Raw genomic sequence first — 26,982 nt, 5'->3', positions numbered from 1 at the left:
CATCAGCATCGCGGATGGACAGGGGGATGCGGTCCTCCTCCGCCTCATGTGCTGCATCGCGCGCGACATTCCCGGCGCTTTGCCCGTGGCGCACGATGATGAGCTGGCTTGGCCAGCGGCCGGGTCCGCTCAACGCTTCCTCCTTCAAAACAGGCATTTTAAAGGAAGTGTTTGTCTGCGCCGCAAGTTCCACCAGAAGGCACTGATCGGAAATCAGCTAATAGAGGCGAGACCCAGACCAAGGATGTTGCTTATTTGCTTTCGTTGGAGGTGCTGCTTTGTGACTTCGCCGCGCTCTTGGCAGCTTCCTCAGCGGTGAAGGGATGACTGTCAGGAACGCCAGGCACAACTTCTTCGCCCTTGTTCGTCCAGCGTCCATCAGCGGTCTTGGCGGTCCCGGTCACGTTGCGGGAGTCGGCTGGCTCATATTCACCGGTCTTGGCCGGTGGTTCCTTATCCCCGCTCCAGCGTCCGTCCTTGGTATGGGCCGCGCCGGTCACATTCCGAGAATCCTCAGGTTCATATTCACCACCGCTCATGGCTAAACTCCAATCAGAATTGCGACCTCTCACAGCCTACGTGGTGGAAACGGTACGCAGGACGCCATGGTTCCTCTTGGTCATCGGGGGGATATCGGTTCAGCGACTATTCCCGGTTGAGCCTGCCATTGGCGCTGATCCTGGCGCTGGTGGGTATGTCCGCTTTCCGCTGTGCGATAAGGGACAACCGGACGGTCTGCACCTGAGAAGCTCAAACGGGCGCGTGAATGACTGACATGGGTCGGACGCGGCGGGAAAGCGCCACTTGTTGCCTTTCGCGTGCGTTTTTCCCGTGCTCGGAAACCGACATTCGTACAGGTGGCGACCATAACATCGGCTTCCGTCATTATATTCCTGCTTGAATCATAGCCGCGCGGCCACCGGCTTCGGTGGCATTTACGCTCGGGCTGCCGTTACATCAGCGATGTGACGTAGCTTTCAATCACGCTGCTGCAGGGATGTGAATGGGCGCGCTCAGCAGGCTGGCGATATCACGAGCCGGGATCGGCCGACTGATCAGATATCCTTGTGCGACGTCGCAACGGACGGAACGGAGAAATTCGAGACATCCAACGTCTTCAATCCCTTCCGCCACAACCTTGATGCCAAGTTCATGGGCAAGTTCTACTGTCGAACGAACCATTGCGGCGTCGGCTCTGCTGCGGTGGGCGTTTTCGACGAAGCTCCGGTCGATCTTCAACTCCGTCAGCGGTAGGGTTCGAAGATAGGAGAGGGTAGACTGGCCTGTACCATAGTCGTCCATAGAGATGCCGACCCCACGGGCCCGAAAATATTGCAGTGCTTTTATTGCCGCTTCAGGGTTAGCAAGCGGGGCAGATTCAGTGACTTCGAAAACCAGGGCAGTCGCGGGCACAATATTTCTGTCCAGCATTGCATGAACGCTTTGGTTGAAGGATGGGATCGCCACCAGCCTCGCTGAGATATTGACGGCAGCGGTCAAGTCATGACCAGCAGCCCGCCATATCGCTAAATCCTGCATCGTCTGCTCGAGTACATACAGCGTCAGGGGCGTGATACGTCCGGTCTGCTCGGCAAGCGGGATGAAAATGTCGGGGCGGATGTTGCCACGCTGGGGATGCGTCCAGCGCACCAACGCCTCCACGCTGATGATGCTGTCGTCGGATAGCGACATTTTAGGTTGGTAATGAACGTACACCTCGCCGCCGGACAGGGCCGCATCCAGTTCGCCCATCAGGCTGATGGACTGCGCCAGATCCTCGAGATCTGTGTCATCCTCCATCCAGAAGCGACCCTGAGCATAGGCTTTTTCCGCCGCCAGCAACGCATTGGTTAGCGCGACCTCGATGCCGGCTGCTCCAACCAACGCAACGCCCACGGTAATCGATGCGTCGATTTTGCGATTGCCTGCTTCCAGAGGATGCAAAAGAACGGCCCGAAGGCCCAGAAGCACGTCCTCCACATCGTCGTGAGTGCCAAGCGTGAAGGCCAGCAGATTGTCGCCAATCCGAAAAACGCTACCATCGTTGGCAGCCAATCGCAGCCGGTCCGCAATACGCAAAACGAACTCAGCCGTAACAGACGGGCCCATCACCGCCGCCACACTGCCAAGGTTGTGAATACCGGCGATCGCAACATAGTGACGTTGATCTGCTTGATAAGCTTCGAGCATCGCTGGTCGATTAGGCAAACCCGTCTGCTCATCGACAAGTCGCTGAGTGCGAAATCGCTCAATTATCATGCGAGGTGCGCGCGTGGCGGCTGTAAACAAGATCAGAAGAATGCCAGGAGCGATAGGATAGCTGCACTGGGTGAATGCCTGAAACCCGACGACGATTGCGCAGAATAGCAGAAGAAACGCGGTCGTCGCAACTGCCAGCCCGATTGCACTCCGTGCTCGCGCCAGGACAAGTCCCAGCATTGCGGCAACGGCGATACTGACTTCCCACGATCCGCTGACGGGCGTCCCCTCGATCAACGTCTCTGCTGCCAGTGCCTGAACAATGACACCTGGGATAACTCCCCAACCCGGTGTAGCGTAGCGGTCTCCCATCTCGATCGCAGTAGCGCCGATCAGGACCGCTCGTCCGCGGACCAGGGCAGGGTCGAAATGGCCGTCGCTAACGGTCACGAAGCTCAAGCGGGGTATACTCTCCGGGCGTATCGAATAGTCGATGGGAAAGAAACTGTCTGCTTGGCCAGACCGCCCGGCGATGAACGCGGACAGGGAGGGGCGGGGCGTCCCGGCAGTGATCGTGCCAAATGGCGCCTGCCGCACCGTTCCATCGTCATCGGGCGCGATGCTGACAGAGGCGAGCGCGGCGTTGCGGCGAAACAGGGGGAGCGGCAGGGTATCTATCGAACGCAGTTCACCGGTCCGGGTGCGCTGGGCAAAAGTGGGGAGCGCCACCAGCCCGCTCGATCGCGCCAGAGAGCGGGCGAACGCCGCATCGCCCCCCGGTGTGGAGGATGATGAAAAATCGACATCGAAGACAATGCTTTTCGCTCCTTCCTGAAGGAGATGATCGACAGCAGAGGCATAATATTCGCGCGGCCATGGCCAACGTTTGATCGCGGCAGCGCTCTCGGCGTCCATCTCGACCACCAGCAGCTGACCCGATGCGTCGTGCCGCAGCATTGCAAAGCGCGCAGGCTCGACCAAGCGCTCCACAGTAGCGCCCAGCCCGGTGACGATGGCAGCGACGGTTAGCGCAATAGCTACGGCGACGATGCCGAGCGGGCTTTTCCAGGACTGGGCAGCTGACTTCATGTCGTCTTTCGAAGCATTTGTGGGGCGATCCTGCGCCGCTGACCGTTAACGTCGGGTCAAGTCGCGCTTTAGAAAACGCGGGCCAGACGGATCGAGAGGCGGGGGTCGCGGTTGCGGGTATCGAAGCGATCGGCATTCATCGGCAGGGAAATCTCCACCATGCCGTCGATGCGCCCCTTGCCGAGCCGCGCGCCGAGTGACGAGGACAGTAACGATCCCCCGCCAGCGCCGTCCCTCAGATTGCTGACATAACCACCATCAATGCTGGAATAGAGTTGGAACCTGTCGACGATACCCGGAATAATCGCGCTCGCGTCGTAGCGAAGTTCGAACAGGCCGAGCACGCCCTGGTCCCCGGTCCTGTCGGCATAATCATACGCTCGGCCAAAACTTTGCCCCCCAGCGCCAATCTCGGCTGTTGCGAGTAATGGCCGAGACGCGAGTTGGCCGGCCGAGGACAGCATAAAGCTGACAGTCTTTGACAGCGGCCTCGTCCAGCTCACCGTATAATTCGCCGTCACAAAACGCGCGTCGCCATCGCCCCGCGAGATCATGACGTCTCCTTCGTGGCTCACTCCTGGCAGAGGAAGACCGGCAGTTAGTGCTGCTTCGCTGCGCAATATGCCGCCGGCGAATTTGTCAGCGGCATCCACGCCAGCGGTCAGCGTCGTCAGCTTGTCGTTCCGCAACGGCAGTCCCGCCAGACGCTGCTGGATATGCATCGTCCGTAATTCCATATTGAGCGATGCATCATGGGTGCGGCTACGCTGTAGGACGCGGCTGTAACCCACCGCCGCATCAACACTCTTCCCCACGACGTCGAGAGGTTTTAGTGAAGCGCCCGGATGGGATCTGCCATAGGATGCGGAAATCGAAGCCCTGCTGCCTGCGCTATCGACAGGCATGGCATAACGGCCGCCTAGGAAGATAAATTCGCTGGGTTGTAGGGGTGTCTGCGCGACGATCAGGCCAAGCTCGTCTCCTGATTGGGCGATGCCTGCGACACTGGCGAGCAGTGTTGACCGGATCGGCCCGATCTCCTTGCTGCCGCGATTGTCGAGCTGCGCATAGGCGGACAATCGCTTTTCCTTGATGGTGACGAGCAGAATGCCGAAGCCGTCCTGGCGCATGAACCGACTTTGGTTGACTGTGATGCCCGGCAGGTCGCCGACCAACAGGATCGCGCGTTCCAGGTCTGCTTGGCGCGTCGGCTTGCCCGTGGCGAGCGCGGTGGTCAGGATGCGGTCGGCGGCAGGGTTGATCGCGCCGATCACGCGCACGGCATCGATCTGCCCCTGGTCCAGTGTTACTTGCAGCACACCGTTCGTCATTGGCTGGTGCGGAATGATAGCGGTCGCGAATGGAAAGCCTTGCTTGCGGGCAACTGCGGAAATGGCGCCCGCAAGCTCCGACAAAGCGTCGCGTGACAGCGGCCGACCTACATAGGACACGATGACATCCGCAAAGGCAGCCGGTCCGATGTCGGGCGCGCCACTGACGGTGATGGCGCGCGGGATGATGGTGCCCGTAACTGGCGCAACTGCAGCGGACGCTTCACTCGGCAGCGTCGGCGCCGGAGCATCGGGTGTTTGCGCCGGTGGCACTGGGAGTGTCCGGCCACCGATCGTGGGGTCAGCACGGTCGAACACGACCTGTGCGGCAGTAACAGCCGGCGTCATTGCGATCGCGCCCCCGGTGATCGATAACATGACGGGAAATCTACGCATTGTTGTTCCTTACGGCAGCCACGCCTCGCACATGCCAGTAAGGACCAAAAGGTTAGGAAATCTGTAACTTAACCTGTGGGTTACCGCTTTGCTAACCACATCCTGGAACCAGTTGAAAGGCCCCTAGCCCTGAAGAGGGCGTTCAGTGCATTGCTGCGCTGTTCACTGGAGAGTTCATGCGTAAGCACATCCTTGGTCTGCTGGCGGCGACTTGTTCGTCGGCCGCACTTGCAGGAACACCGCTTTGGACGGTCAGCGAAACGTCGGGAAACGTGCAGATTTCTCACAATGGGATCAGTCGCATAGCTGTGCGGCGCGGCGCGGTCGCCCCCGGCGACACCGTTTCGACGGCACCCGGCGGACGGGCTGTGCTGGTTCGTGGCAGCGAGTTCATCATGGTGGCGTCGGCCTCTCAGGTACGGCTGCCCACGGATGAGAGGGTGACCGGTCTGACCCGTGTGATGCAGGATTTCGGGAACGTCGTCTTCATGATAAAAAAGAAGATGTCGCCGCATTTTGAGGTAAAAACTCCTTATCTGGCGGCCGTCGTGAAAGGCACGACCTTCACCGTCGCGGTCAATGCGACGGGCGCCTCCGTGCAGGTACTGGAAGGCGCCGTGGATGTCGCAACACCCGACGGCGGGGCGCATGATCTCCTTACACCCGGCGGAGTTGCGATGGTCGGGGCGGCCGACCGGTTCCGCCTCCAGATCGAAGGGCCGAATGGCAGCAAGGTGATCGTCTCGCCGGCTAAGGGACAGGGCGAGGATCTGCCTCCCCCTGCAACGCCCGCAGCGCAGGCCGACGTGACGCCAGAGGCCCCACCTGCAACTGCGGCTCCAGCCATCGCTTCTGCGAACGAGGTTCAGGCCGTTGAAACGCCAGTGTACGCCGCGCCGGTATCGCTGGCGGCCGCGACCGATGGTCTCGTGACGGGCACGATCGTCGGTGAGGTGAGCACCGCAATGGCGGACGTCGCGACGGCGTCGCGAAATGCGACCGAATCGTCGAAAACCGTGGTCAAGGCCGTCGAACTGGCCATGTCGACCGAGCAGGCAGGTGCCTATGATGCGCAGGCTAGGACAACCGCCGCACAGCAGGTGGAAGCCGGTCGCGCCGCAGAATCCGCGAATGCCGCCAGCGAGCGCGCCAGCGCAGAGGCGGATCATGCGGCGCAGCTTGCCCAACAGGCGGACGTGGACAATGTGAAGGGAGAGGCGGCGAAGGCCTCCGCAGCCGTGACGGCAGACGCCGCTTCGCGCGATGCCGCTACGGCTGCCGCTGAAGTCGCGAGCGCAGAGTCGGACCGAGCGGCCAAGGCTGCGGCTAAGGCGCAGGCCGATGCCGCCGCCGCCGCTGCCGCCGAGGCGTCCCGGCAGGCTGCTGTCGCCGCGGCCGACAGAACTGCCGAGGATGCAGCAACCGCTGCGTCTGCCAGAGCAGCCGAGGCCAGTGCACATGCGGCACAGGCTGCGCAAGCTGCCCGGGCCGCCGAGGCGGCGCAGGCGGATCAGGCAGCGCGCGCTGCCGTTGCAAATGCCGCTGCCGAACAGGCCGTCCGGGAAGCGGCTCAGGCCGCGCAGCAAGCCGCGGCAGCGGTGGGCGACATCGCCGCGCAAGAGCGCGCCGCCCAGGCCGCTCGTGACGCGGATAAGGCAGCGCGCGATGCTGCAAAAGCTGCGCAGGATGCTACCGATGCTGCTTCCGATAAGGCCATGAAGGACGCCTCAAAGGCTGCTGCAGCCGCTGCCGAAGCCGCCAGCAAGGAGGCGGAGAAAGCCGCAAGGGACAGTGCCGACAAGGCGACCGCGCAGGCAGCAAAGGACGCAGAGAAGGCGGCGAAGGATGCCGAAAAAGCGGCAAAGGAAGCGGACAAGGCGGCAAGTGACGCAGCCGCTGCCGATGCCGCAAAAGCCGCCAAGGATGCCGAGAAGGCAGCTAAGGACGCCGTCTCCGACAAGGCGATGAAGGATGCTGCCAAGGCCGCGGATGAGGCCGCAAAGGCAGCAAGCGACAAAGCAGCCAAGGATGCGGAAAAGGCTGCGAAGGATGCGCAAAAGGACGCAGCGAAAGCTGCGGCAGACGCTGCGAAAGCGGTTGAGGACGCCGCAAAGGAAGCCAAAAAGATCGCTGACGATCTGGCAAAAGCTGCGACGCAAACAGCCGCAGACTTGGCAAAAGATACTGGCAAGGATGCGCAGGATGCCGCCAAGGCGATTAAGGACGCGCTTAAAGGAAAAACCTAGCATTACTTTAGCAGATGTAGTTTCTAGGATACTCATGGTAGGGTTCGGTGATCCATACTCAGCCAGCTTTTGAAGGAGCTGGTGAATGATATAGACTGGACCGAAGATCTCGACCGCTAGCTTGAACCTTCCTCGCCGGGCTGGTGGACAAGGCCCAGAGGCGACTGTGCCCGGCTTACATTGCTGGCCTAATCCCTCCTGGAGATCGCAAGAGCAATCAGCTGATGGGGGCACGAACCGATAACATCAGCTATGATCGCCCGCATCGTGTCATCGGCGCCGGGAGAGGAAGCAACTGCACGTCGATCTAAATTCTGAGACCGACCGAGGTGCCGAACAACCATCGATTAATAGAGCGTTCAGGATGGTGCAAACTTACAACAGTTTTCGCCTAAGTAACTGCAATGATGTCTATCTTCTTCCATTCCAATAACGCCGACCCTATCTGGCCGTCGTCCGCAAGGAACAAGATAAAGGAATAACGTCATGAAGAAGATTTTCGCAGCGGCTGCTTTGGCGGCCTCTCTCTCCACGCCTGCTTTCGCTCAGGACGGTGAGAAGAACCCTTTCAATGGTCCGTTCGTCGGTGCGCTTCTTGGCTATGACAATGTCCGTGGTTCGATCCCCGCTGGCCCATCTGTAAAGCGTGAAGGCCTGCTGTACGGCGGCGTTATCGGCTACGATGCGAACCTGGGCGGTGCGGTGATCGGCGTTGAGGGCGAGTTCACGGATTCCGAAACCAAGTATGACGTCGCTAACCTCAGCATTCACACCGACCGTGATCTGTACGCTGGCGCACGTCTTGGCGGTCAGGTTACCGAGAACCTGATGGTTTACGCCAAGGGCGGCTACACAAACGCCCGGTTCGAAGCGAACGTGTTCACCGGCGGCACGAACATCAAGTCTGGCGAGAACCTTGATGGTTATCGCCTGGGCGCCGGTGTCGAGACAACCTATCGCGGCCTGACCGGCCGTGTGGAGTACCGTTACTCCGACTATGGCAAGTATGAAGGCGTGAACCTCAATCGTCATCAGGTTGCTGCGATCGTTGGCTACCGCTTCTAATCAGCAACGCTGATTCTGAGGGTGTCCGGCAATAGCTGGGCACCCCTTTTCATTGATTCTGCGATCCAGCGCCCAATTGAGAAGCCAAAAGACCGTCTGTTTCCTAGGGGACGGATATATTCAGCCCAGACTGGTCTGCCAACAATTTGCGAGCTGCGTCTTTCCCGGCTGCGTACGATCGGGATGGCGAGAAGGCGCGGTCATAGAGGAAGCGGAATGTCCGGTTCTGGGCATTCAAGATTGCTGGCTGAGCGTCTGGCAAGGGTCGACGTCGGTAGGCGGCAGCTGGGACAAAGCGACCGTTCGCTATGCCTCCCGCGAACGACGGCTTCTTGACCGACACCGGACATTCTTTCGGTGGGGAACCTCGGGCTCAGATATGCCATCACATGGCCGATTTCAGACTGGCCGGTTACGGGCGGGTAGAGGGGTATAGCTGCCCGTCCGCTGTCATGCTGTGCCACTGTCTAATGGGCGAGATAGCTGCCGGTCGGTCGCCGGCCCACGGCAGATATAAACCCCAACTCTTTTCGCTGCGCAGACCGGACGCTCTCCGCCGAACGCTGGTCCAGGTTCAAGGGCGACTAATGCGATCCGCAAGTTCGTCAAGATCCTGCGGAGATATTTCAGTTCGGGCTACGGGCCATCCTTCAAGGAGAAGGGGCGATGAAATTGTGACGCCAGTTAAGGCCTCATGATCGCGACTGACCATACCTTTCCATCGAAGCACGACTTCTCGAAGTGTTCCGCATGGGCCGTCATCATTTGCCGCAGCGCTGTCCCAAGGAATAACTTCCGTCACACAGAAATCCTCTCGAACGATTGTGAAAGAACATGCGCCCATCGTAAACTAACAACAACATGTCCTATCAAAGCGCGTATTCACTTTTGCGTCGATATCGATGTTTCGCAACGCCGGTCAGCACCGCCATGATGAGGCCAAGATCGACCAGTAGGTCCGATATTATGTGATTTCGGAAACCCAAGCGGGACCATTCTGTCCTATTCGACTGGTTCATTTTCGGTTAATGTGGCTTTGCGACCCGAAGGGCTCAAAGTCGTACGACCAAGAGTTCTGCTGGCCCGTTCGTAGCTTCGGCTGCGGACGGGTCTTTTTTTGCACGGCTTTTCTCACGGGAAGCAAGTTGAGCACCTTTCGGATACCACCCGGTGGAGAGAGCTACTGAGGCGATTTCTCGCCTAGGGTGGGGGTGTAGCTCTCTCCGGAAAATGGGGCTATACCGTGCTTAACCGTCTGAAAAGCCGGATTATGATCGCGGGAGGTAAGCCGATGTCTTTACCTGGGACAACCCTGATGCTCGATGTGGCTCTCGATTTCGTCTCACGCCATGGCGACCACGCTATCGCGGATTTTGATGAAATCTATAGTGGATTGGTTGAAGAGGGCGCGCTCCGAACTGCGGCGGAATGGTGGCGGCTTCGGGAATATGTGATCATCGCTCAGCGCGGCAATGCCACACTCAATTAGAGCGACACCCTCGACGGGCGGCTTATAACCACGCTGCTGAGGATTTCCTTGGCCGTTGCAAGCTGTGGAGGGGGTCCGGTGTTATATTCGGTCAGCGTGGCCGGAACGTTGATGCCAGCCTTCGCATAGGCGTTGAGCTCCTTATGCGCGCGGACCTGTAGAGCTACGCTAATCCATCCACCAGCGATGTTGCTCTTCGGCAGTCAGCGCCAAGGCAGTCGCCCCATGGCTCCGACTTGGCTAGACCACATGATCGGCTGAGGCTGGCCAACCCCGTCTCGTAATATGCAGTGGCAAAGTCGCGTCGGGCTGGTCCGCGGGACCTCCGGAATGGAGGCGAGCTATCAGCAGTACGGTGAAGTCTGTCGGACTGGACGTCCACAAGAGCACGATAGCGGTTGCGGAAGCGGAGGCTGGCAAGCGCGCGGACGATCGATGCTGCACAGGAGTGGCTGCGCCATTGTCGCCGTTCGAGCGGGCTTTTTGCTCGCCCCGAACTGCAGATTTGCAGGACCGCACACTGCCCGGTCCGGCCAACTTCCGGGTGCGGAATGGCCGGACCGGGTCTTTATCAGAAGAAGAACCGCGCGGAGGCGGAGATCAGGCGGCCGTAGAGGGTCTGGACCGTGCCGACGCCTGCGGAAGGTATCGAGCCGGTGCCAACCGCGATGATCGCCGTCTTGTCGAACAGGTTGGAGACGTTCACGCCGAGAGCGATCCGGTCGACCGGACGATACTGGGCGAACAGACCCACGGTGGTGAAGCCTGGCATCTTCAGCTGGTCGACATCGCCGGCATAGCTGGACGTCTGGCCCTGCACATTGGCGCCGAACGTCACACGCTCCATATCGAATTGCGGGGTGAGCGTGTAGAGGAACGTGGGCTGACGACGCGGCGTGGTGCCGATCGGCAGGAACGGAGCCCCCGTCGACGACGGCGCGGGTGCCGTCGAAGCCGTGATCTTGCCGCCAGTCAGCGTCGCACTGCCGGTGACGCTGAACGGCCCACGGCGCACCGCGCCTTCGAACTCCGCACCATAGGTGCGGTAGGAACGAGACACCACGCGGACGTTCTTGACGTCATAGGTATCCGCGATGGTCGGGGCGAAGGTGCCGCGCGTGGTGGCATAGAAGCCCGTCAAGTTCAGCGTGATGCCGTTGCTGCGATACTTCAGGCCGGCTTCGGTCTGGCGCACATAATCATGCGTCGGCGAAACCTCGTTGGCGTCGGCGCGTCCACCCAGGCTGTGACGTGCGAACAGGGCGAAGGAGTCGGACATGCGATAATTGATGCCGCCCGAATAGGAGACATAATCGTTCCGGTAATTGACCGAACTTGAAGTGCCCGCGTCGATATAGACCGTCTGTTCGGCCAGGTTGATCTGACCGTCATGGTCGAGGTCGACCGCCGCATTAGTGGACGGCCGAGCCACGAGGCCCGTGACCTTGTCGCGGTCATAGCGGATCGAGCCGCCGATCGCGATCTTGCCCTTGTGGAAGTTGAACGAGGCGTAGGGCGCGAGGACGTTATAGTCCAGGTTCATCCGCGTCCGGCCATTGACAGCATCGTTATGGGCAAAAATACCGTTCTTGTAGCTATAGGCGCCACCCGTCTGCTGCACGTTCACCAGCGCGGAATTGCCGTTGCCATCCAGCGTCTGGATGATGACCGCGCCGAAATAATCGACGTCGCGCTTCTGGAAGGACTTGTACACGCCGGCGGTGGTGGTCAGGTCGCCGCCGCCGACTTCCCAGACCCGGCTGGTGCGGAAGTCGTTCACCACATTACGCAAGCTGTGGATGTTCGTGTGGCCGACCGTCGTCAGGGACAGGCGCGTGGCCGGATCGATGGCCGTGCCTGCCAGGGGACCCGATGCGTAGGTGATCGTGCTGTTGGTACCGGTGAGATTGAGGCAAGCGGTGCTCAGGAAACAGCTGGCGGCAATCTGGGTCTGAGGGTCGAACGTGTCTGCGGAACCCGACATGTCCGAAAAGCGGAAGCGTTCGGTGAAGTTCCACTCACCGACCGAGAACTGGACTTCGGTGCCCAGGCTTTGCGACTTGACGCGATAGCCGCTCTGGAGGTTGAGGTTCGTCGGGTTGCCCGACTCATCCGTCGTGGTCAGGCCGGTGATGTTACGCGACATCACTGAATCCTGGACCGCGTCGTAATTCGCCAGCGCGCTGTAGGTCGGATTCGCGTTCGTCCCGCCAATGGCCATCGGAGTGCCATTATAGACGGGCGTCTTGTCGTCGAGCAGCTTGCCGTAGAAACGGATGTGGCCGCCCTCGAATTCCTTGGTCACGTTGAACTTGACCTGGCCGCCGTCGGTGGCGTTGTAGCCGGTGTTGCGCGAGCCTTCGCCCTGACGATAGAAGCCGCCGACGTGGAAGCGCCAGCTCTCGCTCAGATGGCCGCCATAGTCGAAGTCGACGCGATTGCTGTCATAGTTGACGCCCGCCGAAACCTGCACGGAGCCGCCTTCGACCTCGCCGGTCTTGGACACAAGGTTAATGATGCCGCCCGGCGCGTTCGACGTGAAGGTCGAGGCGGAGCCGCCACGGATGGATTCGACCGAGGCGAGATTGAGGTCGGCGCGAATGAACGCGTCGGCACCGATGCCATTGAAGTCGCCAAATTCCAGCACGGGCAGGCCGTCTTCCTGGAACTGGAGATATTTGGCGCCTGCGCTGACGAGCGGCAGGCCGCGTACGGTGTAGCTGTTACCGATGTCGCCCACGCCGCCTTCGACGCGCACGCCGGGAATGTTACGAACCAGATCGTCGAGCGAGCGCGGAGCCAGCGTGTCGATCTGATTACCCTTGAGGGAGCTGGTCGACGTCGCGCTATCCAGACGATCGCGCCCACGCGCCACGCCCGTCGTGACCATATCGCTGTCGTCAGTCTCGCGGCTGGCATCCCATGCCGTCACCGGCTTCGCGTTGGTTTCAGCGACTGCCGGAGTTACATTCGACACAAGCGCGATCACAAAAAGCGAAGTGCAGCCCAAGGCTGCATCACGATAAATCTTTGTCATATTTCCACCCGTTGTTTTGCAAATCTTCTGGAAAATTCGCATTGCAGAGGCGGCATATGCTTGACGCGGTTAATTTTCTTTAAACATATTCCCGTGAAAATCCTGCCTAATTATCAGCAGGAACGGCGTGTTCGCGTTGATTAGCGCTCATAACGACTTAGTGTGCAGAAATTTCTGATATTCGCCCATGATTGGACACGTTCCTCAGCTGCAAGGAGCAGGGTCAACGCTGGAAATGGACATGGCATATGTGACTTAATAATTTTAAGCTGTCCTAAGATTTGATATCGATCAATATGGATCGACATGCTCTTTTCGGGATTATGCTGATACTTGGGCGCCTCGACCTGAGCCGACGGAGTTGCCCCTGCCTTCTTGTTGACCCAGAGCCGTCCACACTTGCCTAAGAGCCTGTCTTGAATCTCATGCGTAACGAGCGACGCTCCTGATGAGAACGATAGCAGCGGCGGCATAGAGTAGCGCAGTTGCTGATTTGATGGTTCGCTCGAAGTCCTTGGCGAGGCGGCGATTTCGGTTGAGCCATGCGAAGGTCCGTTCGACCACCCATCGTCGGGGATGGACGACGAAACCGGTCTGATCGGCGAATTTGCGGACAATCTCTATCGTGACGGAGGTGGCGTCCCGGACACGGTCGCTGTTGTAGGCGCTGTCGGCATAGGTGCGCTCGACGAAGGGGTGGCGCTGGCGGGACTGCCTGAGCAAGGGCACCGCGCCGTCGCGGTCTTGCACGTCGGCACCATGGACCAGCAGTTGAAGCGCGCGACCATCGGTATCGACCATAGCGTGGCGCTTGCGGCCCATGATCTTCTTGCCTGCGTCATAGCCGCGCGGTCCACCCGCTTCGGTGGTCTTCACGCTCTGGCTGTCGATGACCGCCGCCGATGGCATCGGTTCTCGCCCTGTCCGGATGCGGTCGATCTGGACGAGATGGTGGTTGAGATTTTCGAAAACCCCGTCGTCGCGCAGAGTGCAGAACCAGCGGTAGACTGTGCGCCATGGTGGAAAGCTGTCGGGCAGAAGCCGCCAGGGACATCCTGCCCGCAGCAAATAGAAAATAGCCTCGATAATCTCGCGCATCGGCCAACGCCGTCGCCGTCCGCATTGGCATGGCGCGGGTAAATACGGCTCGATCAAATGCCATTCTGCGTCGGTAAGATCGCTTCCATAGCGAAGCCCTGCACGGCTATGATGCGCGCGGGCGGTCGGGTTCCACATGATGGCTTCCAAGGTTGGTGTCGCAACCCCTCGGAATCATATCGAAGCTCGATCGTCCACCGTTACATCAGCGTTCCGACACAGCCTCTGAGCGCGCGTCTTTTGCCCGCCAGAGCGACAGCAACATATTATTAACCATGGTCAATCATAAAGGGGAAGCGAACTTTTGTTCGAGATTTCCCCCCAAACTTCAGACCCGTCGCTGATCCGACGGGTCTTTTTTGCTTGGTGTCACGGCGTCCAGTAAAAGGTATTGCGCCACCTGACTGAGCCTGCGGGCATATAGCGCATCACCTGCTCTTTGCATTCGGCACGTCTGACCTGAGTCGCCCCCAACGATTCAATTGCGCATTATGTCGTAGTACGATATAGGCTTCTCAGGAGAGGTGCGATGAATATGCTCCTTGAAGCTATTTTGGCAGTTTTCATGGTCGTCGGCAGCCTTCTCGCTGCTTCGATATTCTGCGGGATGATCTGGGAGGGTTGCTTGCGGGTCCGGCACCCGGAGGGCAGTGCCTTTATCCTCGTCGCTATTGCCGCACTGGCTGTGGTAGTCGGCGTTCCGCACAGTCCATTTTTAACCCTTGCGCTGGCATATGCGGTTGCCGCTGCTGTGCCCTTGTGGTTCGCTGGCCGTGCCTGGCGCCGATCAGAAAATAACCGCAAAGAGTTTAGAGGGAAGCGAACGAAAGCGATCTTCAGGAGAGACCCGTGACGCGAGTATCCCATTATCGCTATCCAGCGATCACTAGCTGCATCGCAGAAGAGCGCGGCCCCGATCGTGATGAGCTGCGCTTGGTGGCCTCGCGGATCTGGCACGAGGGAATGCGGTATTTGATTGGGGATAAACTCAGCTTCGCCCACAAACGAATGCTCGTGCGTGTGGCACTCGCTGCATTGGGCGGAGCCGCCACTGGACGACGATGAACCCGTTATCGAGTGGGGCAACAGTCATCCAGATTCATCTCGTTTTGCGGTCACGCTCAGCCTCGTGATGGACCGCACGGATCTTGAGTAGGTCTTGCCGGGCCAATATGCCTTTGATCTGGCCCGTCTCCGGATCGACAATTGGAATGCGACCAACGCCAGTCTCGACCATGAGATCGGCTATCCGGCTGATAGGATCCTGGGGCGTCCCGAAAGGCTGTGATGCGTCCGATAGCACGTCCGCCAGTGTCGCATGATCGGGGGCACCTTCGACCTGCCAGCGCAAGGCATCGGACCGGGAGACGAGACCGATCAGCCTTTCGCCCTCATCTACGACGGGATAGCTCCTGTACAGCGCTCCTTTGGCAAAGAAGGCGCCGGCATCGACTACTGAGAGGCTACCCAACAGGGTGTCGGGGGCAGGCGTCATCACTTGGCCGGCCTGCAGGAAGTCGAATGGGTCGACGGAATATTCCTGAAGGATATGACGCCCCCGGCGCGCAATTTTTTCCGTCAGGATGGAGCGGCGCATAACAAGCACGCTGACGGCATATGCGGCGGCAGAGGCTGCGATCGTGAGTGGCAGCATCGCGAAATCGCCGGTGAGCTCCACAGCGAAAAGTGCTGCCGTCAAAGGAGCGCGCATCGCCCCGCTCATCGTGCCCGCCATTCCCGCAAGCGCCCATAATGCGCCCCCTCCCGGCAGGAAATGCCCAATAAGAAACCCCAGCGCGCCGCCCAGCATCAGTAAGGGCGCAAGAACGCCGCCCGATGTCCCAGACCCGAGCGCGATCAGCCATACCACCGCTTTTACGATTAGCAGAGACAGGGCGACACGGACCGTCAGGGAGCCTTCCAGCAAACCCCTGATGCTCTCATAGCCCGCGCCCAGAACATGTGCGTCGATAAGACCGCCAATGCCCACAGCGATGCCGCCAATCGCGGGCCACCACATCCAGTGCAGGGGCAGGTGGCCAAAGATGTCCTCGATACGGTAAAGCAGCATGGACAGAAGCGACGCCTGACATCCGGCGAGTGCGCCCATGCCAAGAGCGATGCCGATCAAGCGGACGTCTAGCAAGACGCCATGGTGCACCGGGAAGAGCGGGCCGCTGTCGATCAGTTCGGGACGCCAGAGCAGCGAAGCAAGGACTGCGATCACCACGGGCACGAAGCTGCGCGGTTTCCACTCGAACAGGAGAACTTCGATGGCGAGGAGTATCGCCGCTATCGGCGTCCCGAAAATTGCGGTCATCCCCGCCGCTGCGCCAGCGACGAGGAGAGTCTTGCGTTCGGCCGCACTGAGATGAAAGAGTTGCGCGAAAAGTGATCCGATCGCACCCCCGGTCATGATGATTGGGCCTTCGGCGCCGAAGGGGCCGCCGCTGCCTATGGATATGGCCGAGGAAAGGGGTTTGAGTAACGCCACCTTGGGAGACAGGCGACTCTCACCATAGAGGATCGCCTCGATCGCTTCCGGAATGCCATGCCCCCTGATCTTTTCCGACCCAAATCTCGCCATCAGGCCGACAATCAGGCTTCCGATAACAGGAATAGCTACGACACCCACGCCCAGCATATTGTCCGTGATCGCCGCTGGCTGGACCGACAGACGGCCAAACCAGAAGATATTCGTGGCGAGATCGATAGCCTTCAACAGCACCCATGCGCCAAAAGCTCCCCCCGTTCCGACGATCAGGGCAGCGGCGGCGAGCATTAGCATGCGATAATCCGCGCTGTGGTCGCCCAATGGGCGATAGGACGAAGATTTCGAAGAGGTCATGAAACTCACAATCTGGGTGGGCAAGGAGTAAGGGCGCCTATATATCGCAATACGATATTTATCAACGCACTCCTTCAGCGTAGGGTCGCATCATGTCCAATGACCTGACCGATGATGACTATGCCGCGCTCGCTGACTTTCGTTTCTCGTTGCGCGAATTCGCAGCGTTCAGCGAGAAGAGGGCGGCGGAATGCGGGTTGACGCCCCAGCAGCATCAGGCTTTGCTGGCCATTCGCGCCGTACCAGCAGGAACTGCAGGAGTGGGTTATGTCGCAGAGCGTTTGATTCTGAAGCCGCATAGCGCAACAGGTTTAGTGGACAGGCTAGAGGCTCTTGGACTCGTCACGCGGAGATGGTCTGCGCATGACAGACGACAGGCACAGCTCGAATTAACTCAACAGGCGCATTCGATACTGGAGACGCTCAGCGTCACACATCGCGAGGAGATATTGCGCGTGCGCCCTTTGTTGATTGATCTGCTGGGGAAGATGGAGCTGTAGCGTCGGAGGTCGCGCACGCCGGTCCACACAATCCAACATTAACCGACAGCCGCGGCGTCCCTTGAACGGTCCACGGCTTACGTATTCAGCGATATGTCCGCAATTGGGGAAGCCGCGATCGCCATTGAGCATCAGCAATGGGTCGCTTTCGGCGCTGCGGCCAGCACATCAATGTTTCGTGACCGATGGCAGTGCCCTACCCTCGAATTTCAAGCTGAGGGGCCAGAGCGCTGTCTTGGTGAACAAACGCTCAGTTCGATCTGTCCGGCTTTCATGCATTAGCCCAAGCCAGCAGAGGGGTCGCAGGATATGCACATAGACGAGCGATTCAAAATATCGGTCATTATCGCTGCCCATCAGTCTGGTGGAGAATTGCTTATTCGTGACGCCTGAATGAGCTTCCACATTCAGGGCGTTCAGAATCGAAACCCATTCGATTTCCAGCATGCCATCGTAACCGGATGACAGAAGCAGATGCTGGCTGAGGGTGATCCAGAGGCTGGCGGGGTGCTCTAACAGGTCCTTGCCCACCCTGGTTATGTGCAGGAAGCCTTTGCGGTGGCGAGTGAGCTTGGCAGCTAGCAACAAATCATGCAGAACGGCCAAAGGTGGGAAGTCTTGTTCGTTCAGGGTTTTGTTGATCGCATAAAGTTCGGCGGCGGTGTAGCCGGGCCAATTGAAGGCTTCGGCGGCCCAGGTAACGAAGTAGCGCTTCAGCGCCCTGTTGGGTGTGAGGCCGATTGGACCGGTTTCGACCAGATGGCGCAACGTAAGCACTGCCGCACGATGGAGCGGGGATAGTGCCAATTCTGAGGAGTCAGCTGGGGCGTGAAACTCAATCATAATGTGCGGTTTCTGTCTCGCAAGGACCATGGAAACAAGCATAGTTCCGCTGGGTTACGCCGCGCACCTAAATCTCTCCATAGGAATTTCTGCTTCCGCGTCTCACTCGCAGACAGTACAGCTTTGCGGCGGTAAGTGCGGTCCTTGTTTTTTCGGGATGACCATCATGCCCCCAAGCAGAAACTACCGGCTAGAGCGGCTTAGGGCTGCCCTGAACCTGCCAGAACCCGGTCCCACTACTCCCGCGCAAAAAGTGATAAAGGCGCCCCGCAAGTCATCTGGAAATTTCTCGCCAACGGCGAACTCGCCCGCTGAAACACGTCGCCGTAAGCTACGTGGAGTGGACACCTGACATCAAGTGAGATTTATGACGGGCCGATGGCCTCAAGCGAGACGATTAGGTCTATATTTGTGCCACTGTGCGGCGCTGTGGTTGGCGATCTCGCGGCGATCGCGACGTATCGCACGGATCCGCAGGCTGAGCAGCAATTTTGCTTTCTCCATTACCCGCCAGCGCAGTTTGAGCCACCCTGAACGCGAAGGCTTTACTGATCGCATTGTCCACGCTCCATTGCCAGGCAAACGCTGATTGATGCCCGAGTACCTCTCGCTGGATGCGGTCTGCAACGCGGTACAGCTCCTGGACGGTTGGGTGCCTACCCTCTCGGATGCACGCAATCAGGTCAGGGGCAGGGGCGAATGCTGATTCCAAACCGGTCATAATCCTCCCATAGACAGCCGGATAGCCCCCCGGTCTGCGCCGGACGGGCCGATGTAGTGCGGGGACAGGGTGTCAGACCGCTTCCTGCGGCGCCTGGAGGGCAGCAGCGGCTGATATGCTGGTAGAGGTTGGCTATGACGAACACCGGCAGTCTCCGTTCTGGCCGCTGCCTACGTGAGGCTTGGATAGCCTGTTTGAACGTCGATATCATAGCCTTAATGTCCGCGATCTGATAGGTAGGCCTTCGAGAAGGGCTTGATGCTTACCGGCTTCTGTTCGGATCGGAATCCTCTCTCTGCTCCAGACCATCGGCCAACCCGGTTACCATCATATGCCTTGCTTATACGTACAGGTGACAGACCCCTCTGAGCAGATGGCGCCATCTACTGGTTCGGCCTCTCGTCATGAGAGGTTGCGTGAGGAGCTGATACGGTCGATCCGTCATTCGCCCCTTGCTACCATCGTAACGGATGCGATAGCCGCCAATGCCATCATCGCCGTCAATGACGCCTTCGAACGGCTGAGCGGGTATGAGGCGTCCGAAGTAATCGGCCGCAACTGCCGTATGCTCTCCGGGGCCGAGACCTGCCCTGCTTCTCGGGCTATCTTGCGCCAGGCTGTCGATGCCGGAAGACCCGCATTCGTCACTTTGGTCAACTATCGAAAAGATGGTCAACCGTTCCAAAACGCCGTGATGATTGCGCCGGTCTACGACGACAATGGGATCCTTGCCTTCTTCCTAGGCACCCAGTTGATAGTGGATGGTGAAACCCGGAACCTCGCTAAAGCCAACGCAAGATTAGCTGACTTACCCCCTCAGCAGCTGAGGGTACTTGAGGAAATGGCGCGCGGCAGACGCCACGCCGAGATCGCGAAAAAGCTCGGCCTGTCTATCAAGACCGTAAAGATGCATCGTGGCGCTTTAGTGAAGCGCCTCGGCGTGCAGACCTCGACTGAGGCCATCCGGATCGCCATAGAAGCGGGCCTTTAACCTAAGGCAAGACCTCTCCAAATGGCTTGCGAACCGTCAACGATCCGATATGGACTTAAGTCTAGGGTAGCAGGCCGGGGGGCTTGATAAGGATGTCGCTTGACGAATTCTGGATTGCCCGGCGGCGCCGAAGCCAAATTTAAGCTGCTTGTCGACGCGGTGACGGATTATGCCCTCTACATGCTAGATCCGGAGGGCCGGATCACGACATGGAATAGTGGCGCTCAGAAGGCGAAGGGCTACACGGCTGACGAAATCGTCGGCCAGCATTTCTCCTGTTTCTTTACCCCTGAAGATCGCTCCTCAGCTTTACCGCAGCGGGCATTACACGTCGCCGCCGCAGAGGGCCGGTTCGAAGCGGAGGGTTGGCGTATCCGGAAGGACGGAACCCGTTTTTTCGCCAATTCGATCATCGATCCGATCAGGAACGAAGCCGGAGAGCTGATGGGCTTTGCCAAAATCAGCCGCGACATCACCGAACGGCGCGAGAGGGAGCTCGCTCTATTCGAAGCAGAACAGCGTTTTCGGCTGCTGGTCCAGGGCGTCAAGGACTGTGCAATCTACATGCTGGATACCGATGGTTTCATAACCAACTGGAACACCGGTGCCGCCGCTATAAAAGGCTATAGCTCCGACGAGGTGGTCGGGGAGCATTTCTCCATTTTCTACACGGATGATGATCGCGTCGGTGGCGCTCCCGAAAGAGCGCTGGCGACCGCGCTAGCTGAGGGCAAATATGAGACCGAGGCATGGCGCGTTCGCAAGGACGGATCGCTTTTCTGGGCCAATGTGCTGATTGATCCAATCCACGATGAAGGTGGAAAGCATGTCGGTTTTGCAAAAGTTACCCGGGACGCAACCGACAAACGCCGGGCACAGGAGGAGCTGGAGGAAACGCGTAGCGCGCTCCTGCAGGCACAGAAGCTGCAGGCGATCGGTGAACTAACCGGCGGCGTCGCTCATGACTTCAATAATCTGCTGACCGTCATCGGGGGGGCAGCTGAAATGCTCAGGAAGGCGGATTTGGCAGAGGAAAAGCGGGTGCGCTATCTTGATAATATTTCGAAGATGGTTGAACGGGCCTCCACCCTTACCAGTCACCTCCTGGCGTTCAGCCGTCGCCGCGCCATCCGGCCCGAGGTCATAGATCTTAATATCCATCTTGACGCGTGGGGCGAGGTTCTGTCCCGATCGCTCGGGAGCGCCATCACGCTGGCAGTAAAGGCATCGGCCAAGAATGCCTGCGTTGAGGTCGACCCTACTGAACTAGAAACCGCTGTGTTAAATGCCGCAGTGAACGCCCGCGATGCGATGCCTGAGGGTGGTCAACTTCTGATCGAAACACGCGACGTCGTTCACGAGGGGCATGCGGCAGTCGCGATCGACATCACCGACACCGGCGGTGGTATGTCAGAGGAGACGATTGCCCGAGTTTTCGAACCATTTTTTACGACCAAGCCGATCGGCGAGGGAACAGGGCTGGGATTATCCCAAATCCATGGCTTCGCCGCCCAGGCTGGCGGGATCGCCCAGATCAGTTCGCGCATCGGATTGGGCACCACGCTCGCCATCATCCTTCCCAGGGTCGACAAGGAGCCGGCTGTGAAGGAGCGGGAAGGCGAGCTGGCCTCCATCCCTTCCGGCCTCCGGGTGCTTCTGGTCGAGGATAATATTCAGGTTCTTCAGTTTGCCGAGCAATTATTGAATGATCTCGGCTGCCAGACGGTGTGCGCGACTGACGCGACAAGAGCCCTGGCACTTATCCAGGAGCGATCGTTCGACCTGGTCTTCTCCGACATCGTGATGCCCGGCCTCACCGGTATCGACCTTGCCAGGCAATTGCACATTCGCGCGCCCGAACTTCCGGTCCTCTTAGCGACAGGGTATAGCGAGCAGCTCGTAGGAGAGGGGCAACCTCATTTGCGCGTTTTGGCGAAGCCCTACGGCGCCGAGACGCTGAGCGCGGCGATACGTGAGCTCATCACAACGTCCGCTATCTCGGCTGAACGAAATTTTTGAGGCTTCTGCTAGTAAAGGGCGCTTCAGCCACCTCGAGGACGACAGTGCCAGGGAACGCAGGTTGGTGCTGTTAAGGGCGCGGCGCGCAAAATGTCGCAGGAAGCAGTTGGGCCGATAGGTCGCGCGTCGATTCCTTGATGGCTCCGAACCAGACGGTCGGGCGCTGGGCATCGAACATTGATCGCCAAGGGTCTACCTTGGGCAGACAGCCACCCATTCACCCTGATTTCAGCGACTATTTATTTCAACTGTACCGTAAAAGCCTGAGCATCGCGCCCGAGAGCGCCAAGGCTCTCTTGCAACAACGCGCTGGCAGAGCGCAGATCCTGAACGAGATTATGATTACCGGAAGCCTGCGTGCGGATTGCGCTACTCGCCTGATTCAGGGCCTCCGTGCGACGCCGAACCGTTCCCAGACGCTGTTCTATTTCGTCGATGGATCCGACCTGGGTAGCTGAGGCGCCCGCGACGTGAGACGCAACGCGATTCATGGACGCTATCAGACCGCTAAGCTCTGACGTGACCTCGACCAGTCGGCCAATCCCCGTCTGAATATCTCCGACACGCTTTCGTACGTCTTGCGTAGATCCCCCCGTACGCCTGGACAGGGATTTGATCTCACCCGCTACAACCGTAAAGCCGCGGCCAATTTCACCCGCTCGCGCTGCCTCGATTGTGGCGTTCAAAGCCAAGGATTGCGTCTGGCGGGCAATATCGTCAATGACACTGACGATCTGCTCGACATCGACCGCTTTGTTCATAGATGCAGCCACCGCTGTTTTCGTAACGGCGGCGCAATTGGAAATGGACTGGGCGATCTGGTTGGTTTCCTCAACCTCGTCGTCGATGCGCCGGATAGACGCGGTGAGCGTGTCCGTCGCCGCGCCGACGCTGTCCATCTCGTCGGACAAGCATGCTGCGACCTGCTCCAATTCAGTCGCAAGAGTCCGGTTGGCAGATACCGAAGTGTCCAGATACGCGAGACTGCCGTCCAGCCGCATCATGGCATCCTGTGCCGAACGGATCATCGTGGCGACTTGTCTGTCGAATTCGACGGCAAGATGCTGAAGCTGGGCCTGCCGCGCCTGTTCGGCCTCGCACCGGGCATGGTCGAGTGCTTCTCGCTGCTGATCCTCGTGCCGCCTGGCCTGATCCTGCAGATCAGCCTTCTCCTGCTGGAGCCTGTTCCTTTCTATGGCCTGCGCGCGGAAAGTCTTGAGGGCGCCAACAACCGCTCCCAGCTCGTCGCCTCTGTCCAGCCTATCGAGGTCGATGTCATAATTGGCGGCGGCGAGCGAGGAAGTAGCCGTCGCGATCTGGGTTATTGAGTGTACGGTCGCGCGCCCGATCGCGCGGGTGAGCAGGAGGCCGAGTATCGCGACGGCTCCGGTCGTCACAATGACCAGGATGACCATCAGCCGAATTTGTCCCGAGATAATGGCAGCGTGGGCGTCCGCTTCCGAAATGCCTGCTTCTGCCACGCCTTTGACGTCGCTCACCACTCTGCGGGCGTTCTCGCGAAATGGCGCCAGCATCGTGGCACTGGCCGCGAAGTCGACGTCCAGCATCGCGGTCACTACATCGACGGACTCGCTATATCCCTTGATCTCCTTCAGCGCATGATCGACCGTCGGGGTGTCGCCGACGTTCCCACGCAGCCGCGTGAGATCCGAATGTACACGGTTCAGTTCGGTCTTGATCCGGGCTGCCTGAACCGGAACGTCCACCCCCGGCGCTCCGGCTGCCTTGCTTACGAGAAGGCGGTACAGGTCGCCGTCGGCTCGCTCGAAGCGGGCCGCGATCTCTGTCAGGGCGGCGATCTTGTGCATGTCCGACCCGACGATCTGGGCCGTGCTGCTCTGCGCATGCAAAAGCGCGCCGATGCTGAGCGTAGCCGCCAGCAGCAGCAGGACCAGCATGACGGCCGGGGCTATCGCGAATTTCACGAAAAGCGATCGATCGGCAAGCCGCGCCCAGGGCTGCACCCGTTCCAGGAAAGGCATCCGTCGCATCACAGGGAAAAGATCAGGCCTGCTCGCACGCGTCGGTCCGCCCAGATTGGCGATCCTGCTGTACCGCGCACCTTGGTGAGGTTCTCGCCCGCGAGCGTGACCGTCATCTTCCCGGAGAGACGCAAGCCGACTTTGGCATCGATGCCCACGGTATCCGCTACTCTGACAGGCTTGACCGTAGCGAGAGGCGCGAGTTGATAGGTTCTGGACGTATATCGGGCGGCGACAGTACCGAACCAGCGGCCCGTGTCATAACCGACTTGTACATTCGCCTTGTGCCGCGGCGTGGCATCGGCCGCATTGAGGAAATGAGAGATCCCGCCTTGTGCGCTCATCCCGTCATCCTCGCTATGCAACCAACTATAATTGACCCGCCCATTCCAGCGGCCGAGATCAGCCGCGAGGGACAGTTCAAGTCCATAGGAGGTGATCGGCAGGACATTGGCGAAGAAGATGCCGAAGGCCGCCTGACCCGTAGGTCCGACCACCATCTCCACGGTCTGGTTGGCGAGCGCGATCGGATTGCGGCTGTGCATGTAAAAAAGGCTGGCGTCAGCCCGGATTCCCGCGACAATCGGCCGAGCATAGCCAATCTCGATGCTCCACACCTCCGCGGGCAGTATCGACGGATCCCCGGATGCGACCACCGGCAGCGGGAGCATCGCCAGTTCCGCCGGTACGTGGATGCCGAGAGCAAGCAGCGACGGGGATTGATAGCCCCTGCCCCCGTTGATGCGCAGTTGTCCTTCGTCACCCACGGACAGGAGCATGGCGGCGTTGAAACTGACCGTCGTAAGGCTGCGCTCGAACTGCACCGGATCGAAGAGGACCGGGGAATTGGGCAAGCCGCTTTGGGTCAGAATGAGATGATCGGCGCGGAGTGCCCCAGTCAAAGCTATTCCATCGGCCGGATGGGCATCGATCATGGCGCTTGCCGACCAGACGTCATAGCCGATCGTCGGGGAGTAGAGGATGGCGCCGCGCATGCGATTGCTGCGATATTCCGCACCGAACCGTACGGTCGTGTCCGATCCCAGTCGGGTGAGCAGCGAGCTTTTGGCGGTCAGTGCGGCATTGCTCAGGCGCGTACTGATACTCACCGTCGCGCCCGGCTGGCTGCTGTCCGCCCAATTCTCGAAATTGAAATGCGTCGCATAAACTTCGCCGCTTATGTTGCCCCAGCCCATGTCATGGCTGAGCGCAAGTCCGGCGGTCACCATCTTGGTATCGACTTGCCCGAGTGTGGGGCTGGCCACATATTCCTGCTGGCGATTGCGGGCATAGGCTAGATTGACCACGATCTCCGTGCCCGCGATGGGCCGCGCGGTGATGCTGCCGGCGAGGTGGTCGCGTTCGACGGCGGGGCCCAAGTTGCGGGCGGCATAATAGCCGGATGGAATGGCCCGCTCGTCCTCCCGAAGCCGTCCCGCTGACAGACGCAGATCGACCGCTTCCCCGACCGGCAGCGCACCGCCCAGGCTGAGGCGGGAATAGCCCTTGTCGCCTCCCTCCACAGTGCCGTCGAGCCGGGCCTTCGTCAAGCTGCGGGTTATGATATTGATGACGCCATTGGCGGCATTGAAGCCGAAGATGGCGCTGGCCGGGCCGCGCACAACCTCGATCTGCTGAACCTGTTCGAGTTCAATCGCCAACAGGTTCCAGTTAGTCATGCCATAATGGTCGAGATAGCCTTGGCGCCCGTCGATCATGACGAGGATGCTGGGGTTGTAACTCTGCACGCCGCCGCGCACGGCCACGTCGCTTTGACCCGCAGTCCAACGGTTTACGTCGATACCGGCATAGCTCTTGATCAGGCTGGGTATGTCGCGCGCGGGCGAATGTTCAATCTGTTCACGGGTGATGATCGTGAGCGCAGCGGGCGCTTCGGAAGCGCGCTGGGGCTTGCCCGTGACGCTCGTCGTCACTGGTTCGCCGAATGTGGCGCCGAGTGCCGCATAGTCTATGCCCTGAGCCGCCACGGGGCCGGGCAGGAAGGCCACCGCTGCAAAGAGGGCGCGGCCGCGATGGAGAAAGCGCGACATATTATAGTTCCTTGACAAGCATCAGGAAGGCGGATCCGAACTGGACCCTGGCCGCCTTGCAGGCTGCGCGATTTACAGTGATCTGCATTTTCGAGCCGCTGCTTATGGCGACGGCACAGCGGGCTGCCACTACACAGCCGAGATCGGACGTGATGGTCAGAATGCCGCCTTTCTGCGCGGCCGCGGCGATCTCCTGATGATGATCGCGAAGGCTGCTGGTCACAAAGGCGACGTCGGCGCCTGACAGACCGCCGAGCGCAGAGACGGGCACGCGCCGGACGCGAATAAGCGTCTTGCCGGTATCGATCCCGGCACCGACACGCTTCTCGATGGCGGCGGCCTCGGCGATCGACTCGGGATCGCCCGGGTCGAAGAGTATTGCCGCGGTCAATAATTTGACAGGCGCCGGCTGCCGGAATGAGACGACACGCGCAGCGACCGCGACATTGAAGTCGGCAGCCTGTGCGGGTGCAATCGCTGCAGAGAGCAGCGTTGCGCCGACTACTAGTCGGCGATGTAAGCGGAAAGGCACGACCACATCCCTGGTTTGTTTGGATGTAATGTTACCCCGTCAGACGTAATTAAATGGTTATCGGAATTTTGTATTTCATTTCGCATTCAGCACGAAACTTGATTTGGGCTGTGTTCGGAATGTATCAGTTCTGTCCAACAATTCCATGGGATGACCCGACAAAAAGTCAGGCTGCCGACAAGCGCTTGGGCAGTGCCAAGCGCGTAGCGAACAGTACGTTCGGAGTTTGCTCATGCTTTAGCTGCCTTAACACCGCTATGATCTCGCTTGCATATAGCTGCAGTCGGAGGCCCGTAAGCATCAAGATTCAAATCGCGTGGCTTTATCCGCGAGGCGCCGGTCGTTAAATGAGCGTCCGTTTCGGGATCAGTCCGTAGCTTGTATGATGATCAAAAAGTGTGGATCGGCGTGCAAAAAGGACCCCGTTATGGGGGTGATCGGCGTCTAAAAGGGACCCCCATCTCGATGGTTTAGTTGCGTCCGTTTGGTGATGACCAGACGGCGGGATCGGGATGTTGATATTG

General features: G+C 59.5%; 17 protein-coding genes. 7 read left to right on the top strand and 10 right to left on the bottom strand.

Features of this window, described 5'->3' with window-relative positions:
• Window positions 1-251 precede the first annotated feature (251 nt).
• The 3 genes from LWE61_RS20155 to LWE61_RS20145 all read right to left on the bottom strand — a co-directional run bounded on the left by LWE61_RS20155 (window position 252) and on the right by LWE61_RS20145 (window position 4,997).
• Window positions 252-539 (bottom strand): hypothetical protein, encoded by a 288-nt coding sequence (locus tag LWE61_RS20155; protein ID WP_234152443.1) that lies wholly within the window; start codon window positions 537-539, stop codon window positions 252-254.
• Window positions 540-981: 442 nt separating this feature from the next.
• Entirely contained in the window at window positions 982-3,288 is a 2,307-nt protein-coding gene (locus LWE61_RS20150) for a putative bifunctional diguanylate cyclase/phosphodiesterase (protein ID WP_234152442.1), read from the bottom strand.
• Between the two features lie 68 nt (window positions 3,289-3,356).
• Window positions 3,357-4,997, bottom strand: a complete 1,641-nt coding sequence (locus tag LWE61_RS20145; protein WP_234152441.1) for a ShlB/FhaC/HecB family hemolysin secretion/activation protein — start codon at window positions 4,995-4,997, stop codon at window positions 3,357-3,359.
• Between the two features lie 194 nt (window positions 4,998-5,191).
• Between LWE61_RS20145 and LWE61_RS20140 the strand changes: the two genes are divergently transcribed.
• The 3 genes from LWE61_RS20140 to LWE61_RS20130 all read left to right on the top strand — a co-directional run bounded on the left by LWE61_RS20140 (window position 5,192) and on the right by LWE61_RS20130 (window position 9,815).
• Window positions 5,192-7,261 (top strand): FecR family protein, encoded by a 2,070-nt coding sequence (locus LWE61_RS20140; RefSeq protein ID WP_234152440.1) that lies wholly within the window; start codon window positions 5,192-5,194, stop codon window positions 7,259-7,261.
• Window positions 7,262-7,747: 486 nt separating this feature from the next.
• The gene (locus LWE61_RS20135; protein ID WP_234152439.1) at window positions 7,748-8,326 is read left to right on the top strand and encodes an outer membrane protein; all 579 of its coding nucleotides are present in this window, start codon (window positions 7,748-7,750) and stop codon (window positions 8,324-8,326) included.
• Between the two features lie 1,243 nt (window positions 8,327-9,569).
• Window positions 9,570-9,815 (top strand): hypothetical protein, encoded by a 246-nt coding sequence (locus LWE61_RS20130; protein WP_234152438.1) that lies wholly within the window; start codon window positions 9,570-9,572, stop codon window positions 9,813-9,815.
• Window positions 9,816-10,386: 571 nt separating this feature from the next.
• On the opposite strand, the gene LWE61_RS20125 is transcribed toward LWE61_RS20130, so the two are convergent.
• Window positions 10,387-12,792: a TonB-dependent receptor domain-containing protein gene (locus LWE61_RS20125; protein WP_234152437.1), complete on the bottom strand. Its 2,406-nt coding sequence runs from the start codon at window positions 12,790-12,792 to the stop codon at window positions 10,387-10,389.
• A gap of 483 nt (window positions 12,793-13,275) precedes the next feature.
• On the bottom strand, window positions 13,276-14,088 hold the full coding sequence (locus tag LWE61_RS20120; protein ID WP_234152436.1) for an IS5 family transposase: 813 nt from the start codon (window positions 14,086-14,088) through the stop codon (window positions 13,276-13,278).
• 391 nt (window positions 14,089-14,479) lie between these two features.
• Here LWE61_RS20120 and LWE61_RS20115 point away from each other — a divergent pair, with 391 nt between their 5' ends.
• Window positions 14,480-14,803, top strand: a complete 324-nt coding sequence (locus LWE61_RS20115) for a hypothetical protein (protein WP_234152435.1) — start codon at window positions 14,480-14,482, stop codon at window positions 14,801-14,803.
• A 246-nt stretch (window positions 14,804-15,049) separates the two neighbouring features.
• Here LWE61_RS20115 and LWE61_RS20110 read toward each other — a convergent pair whose 3' ends face one another.
• Entirely contained in the window at window positions 15,050-16,798 is a 1,749-nt protein-coding gene (locus LWE61_RS20110; RefSeq protein WP_234152434.1) for a chloride channel protein, read from the bottom strand.
• Window positions 16,799-16,890: 92 nt separating this feature from the next.
• Between LWE61_RS20110 and LWE61_RS20105 the strand changes: the two genes are divergently transcribed.
• Entirely contained in the window at window positions 16,891-17,298 is a 408-nt protein-coding gene (locus LWE61_RS20105) for a MarR family winged helix-turn-helix transcriptional regulator (protein WP_234152433.1), read from the top strand.
• Window positions 17,299-17,466: 168 nt separating this feature from the next.
• On the opposite strand, the gene LWE61_RS20100 is transcribed toward LWE61_RS20105, so the two are convergent.
• Window positions 17,467-18,141 carry a hypothetical protein gene (locus tag LWE61_RS20100; RefSeq protein WP_234152432.1) on the bottom strand — a complete coding sequence of 225 codons (675 nt, stop codon included), beginning with the start codon at window positions 18,139-18,141 and terminating at the stop codon, window positions 17,467-17,469.
• 1,133 nt (window positions 18,142-19,274) lie between these two features.
• Here LWE61_RS20100 and LWE61_RS20095 point away from each other — a divergent pair.
• Entirely contained in the window at window positions 19,275-19,853 is a 579-nt protein-coding gene (locus tag LWE61_RS20095; protein WP_234152431.1) for a PAS domain-containing protein, read from the top strand.
• A 99-nt stretch (window positions 19,854-19,952) separates the two neighbouring features.
• A complete protein-coding gene (locus LWE61_RS20090; RefSeq protein ID WP_234152430.1) occupies window positions 19,953-21,872 on the top strand; it encodes a hybrid sensor histidine kinase/response regulator in 1,920 nt (639 codons plus the stop codon).
• Window positions 21,873-22,111: 239 nt separating this feature from the next.
• Here the strand turns inward: LWE61_RS20090 and LWE61_RS20085 are convergent, their stop codons facing one another.
• From LWE61_RS20085 to LWE61_RS20075, 3 genes are read right to left on the bottom strand one after another with little or no spacing between them, the layout of a single operon-like run.
• Entirely contained in the window at window positions 22,112-23,875 is a 1,764-nt protein-coding gene (locus LWE61_RS20085; RefSeq protein ID WP_234152429.1) for a methyl-accepting chemotaxis protein, read from the bottom strand.
• A gap of 8 nt (window positions 23,876-23,883) precedes the next feature.
• Complete coding sequence (locus tag LWE61_RS20080; RefSeq protein WP_234152428.1) at window positions 23,884-25,926, bottom strand: TonB-dependent receptor plug domain-containing protein; 2,043 nt, start codon at window positions 25,924-25,926, stop codon at window positions 23,884-23,886.
• 1 nt (window position 25,927) lies between these two features.
• A complete protein-coding gene (locus LWE61_RS20075) occupies window positions 25,928-26,458 on the bottom strand; it encodes a YfiR/HmsC family protein (protein ID WP_234152427.1) in 531 nt (176 codons plus the stop codon).
• Between the last annotated feature and the right edge of the window lie 524 nt (window positions 26,459-26,982).

The sequence above is a fragment of the Sphingobium sufflavum genome, assembly GCF_021403115.1.
Taxonomy (GTDB): domain Bacteria; phylum Pseudomonadota; class Alphaproteobacteria; order Sphingomonadales; family Sphingomonadaceae; genus Sphingobium; species Sphingobium sufflavum.
Note: the sequence above shows the minus strand (reverse complement) of the source record. Positions and strands in the feature narration are given on the sequence as shown.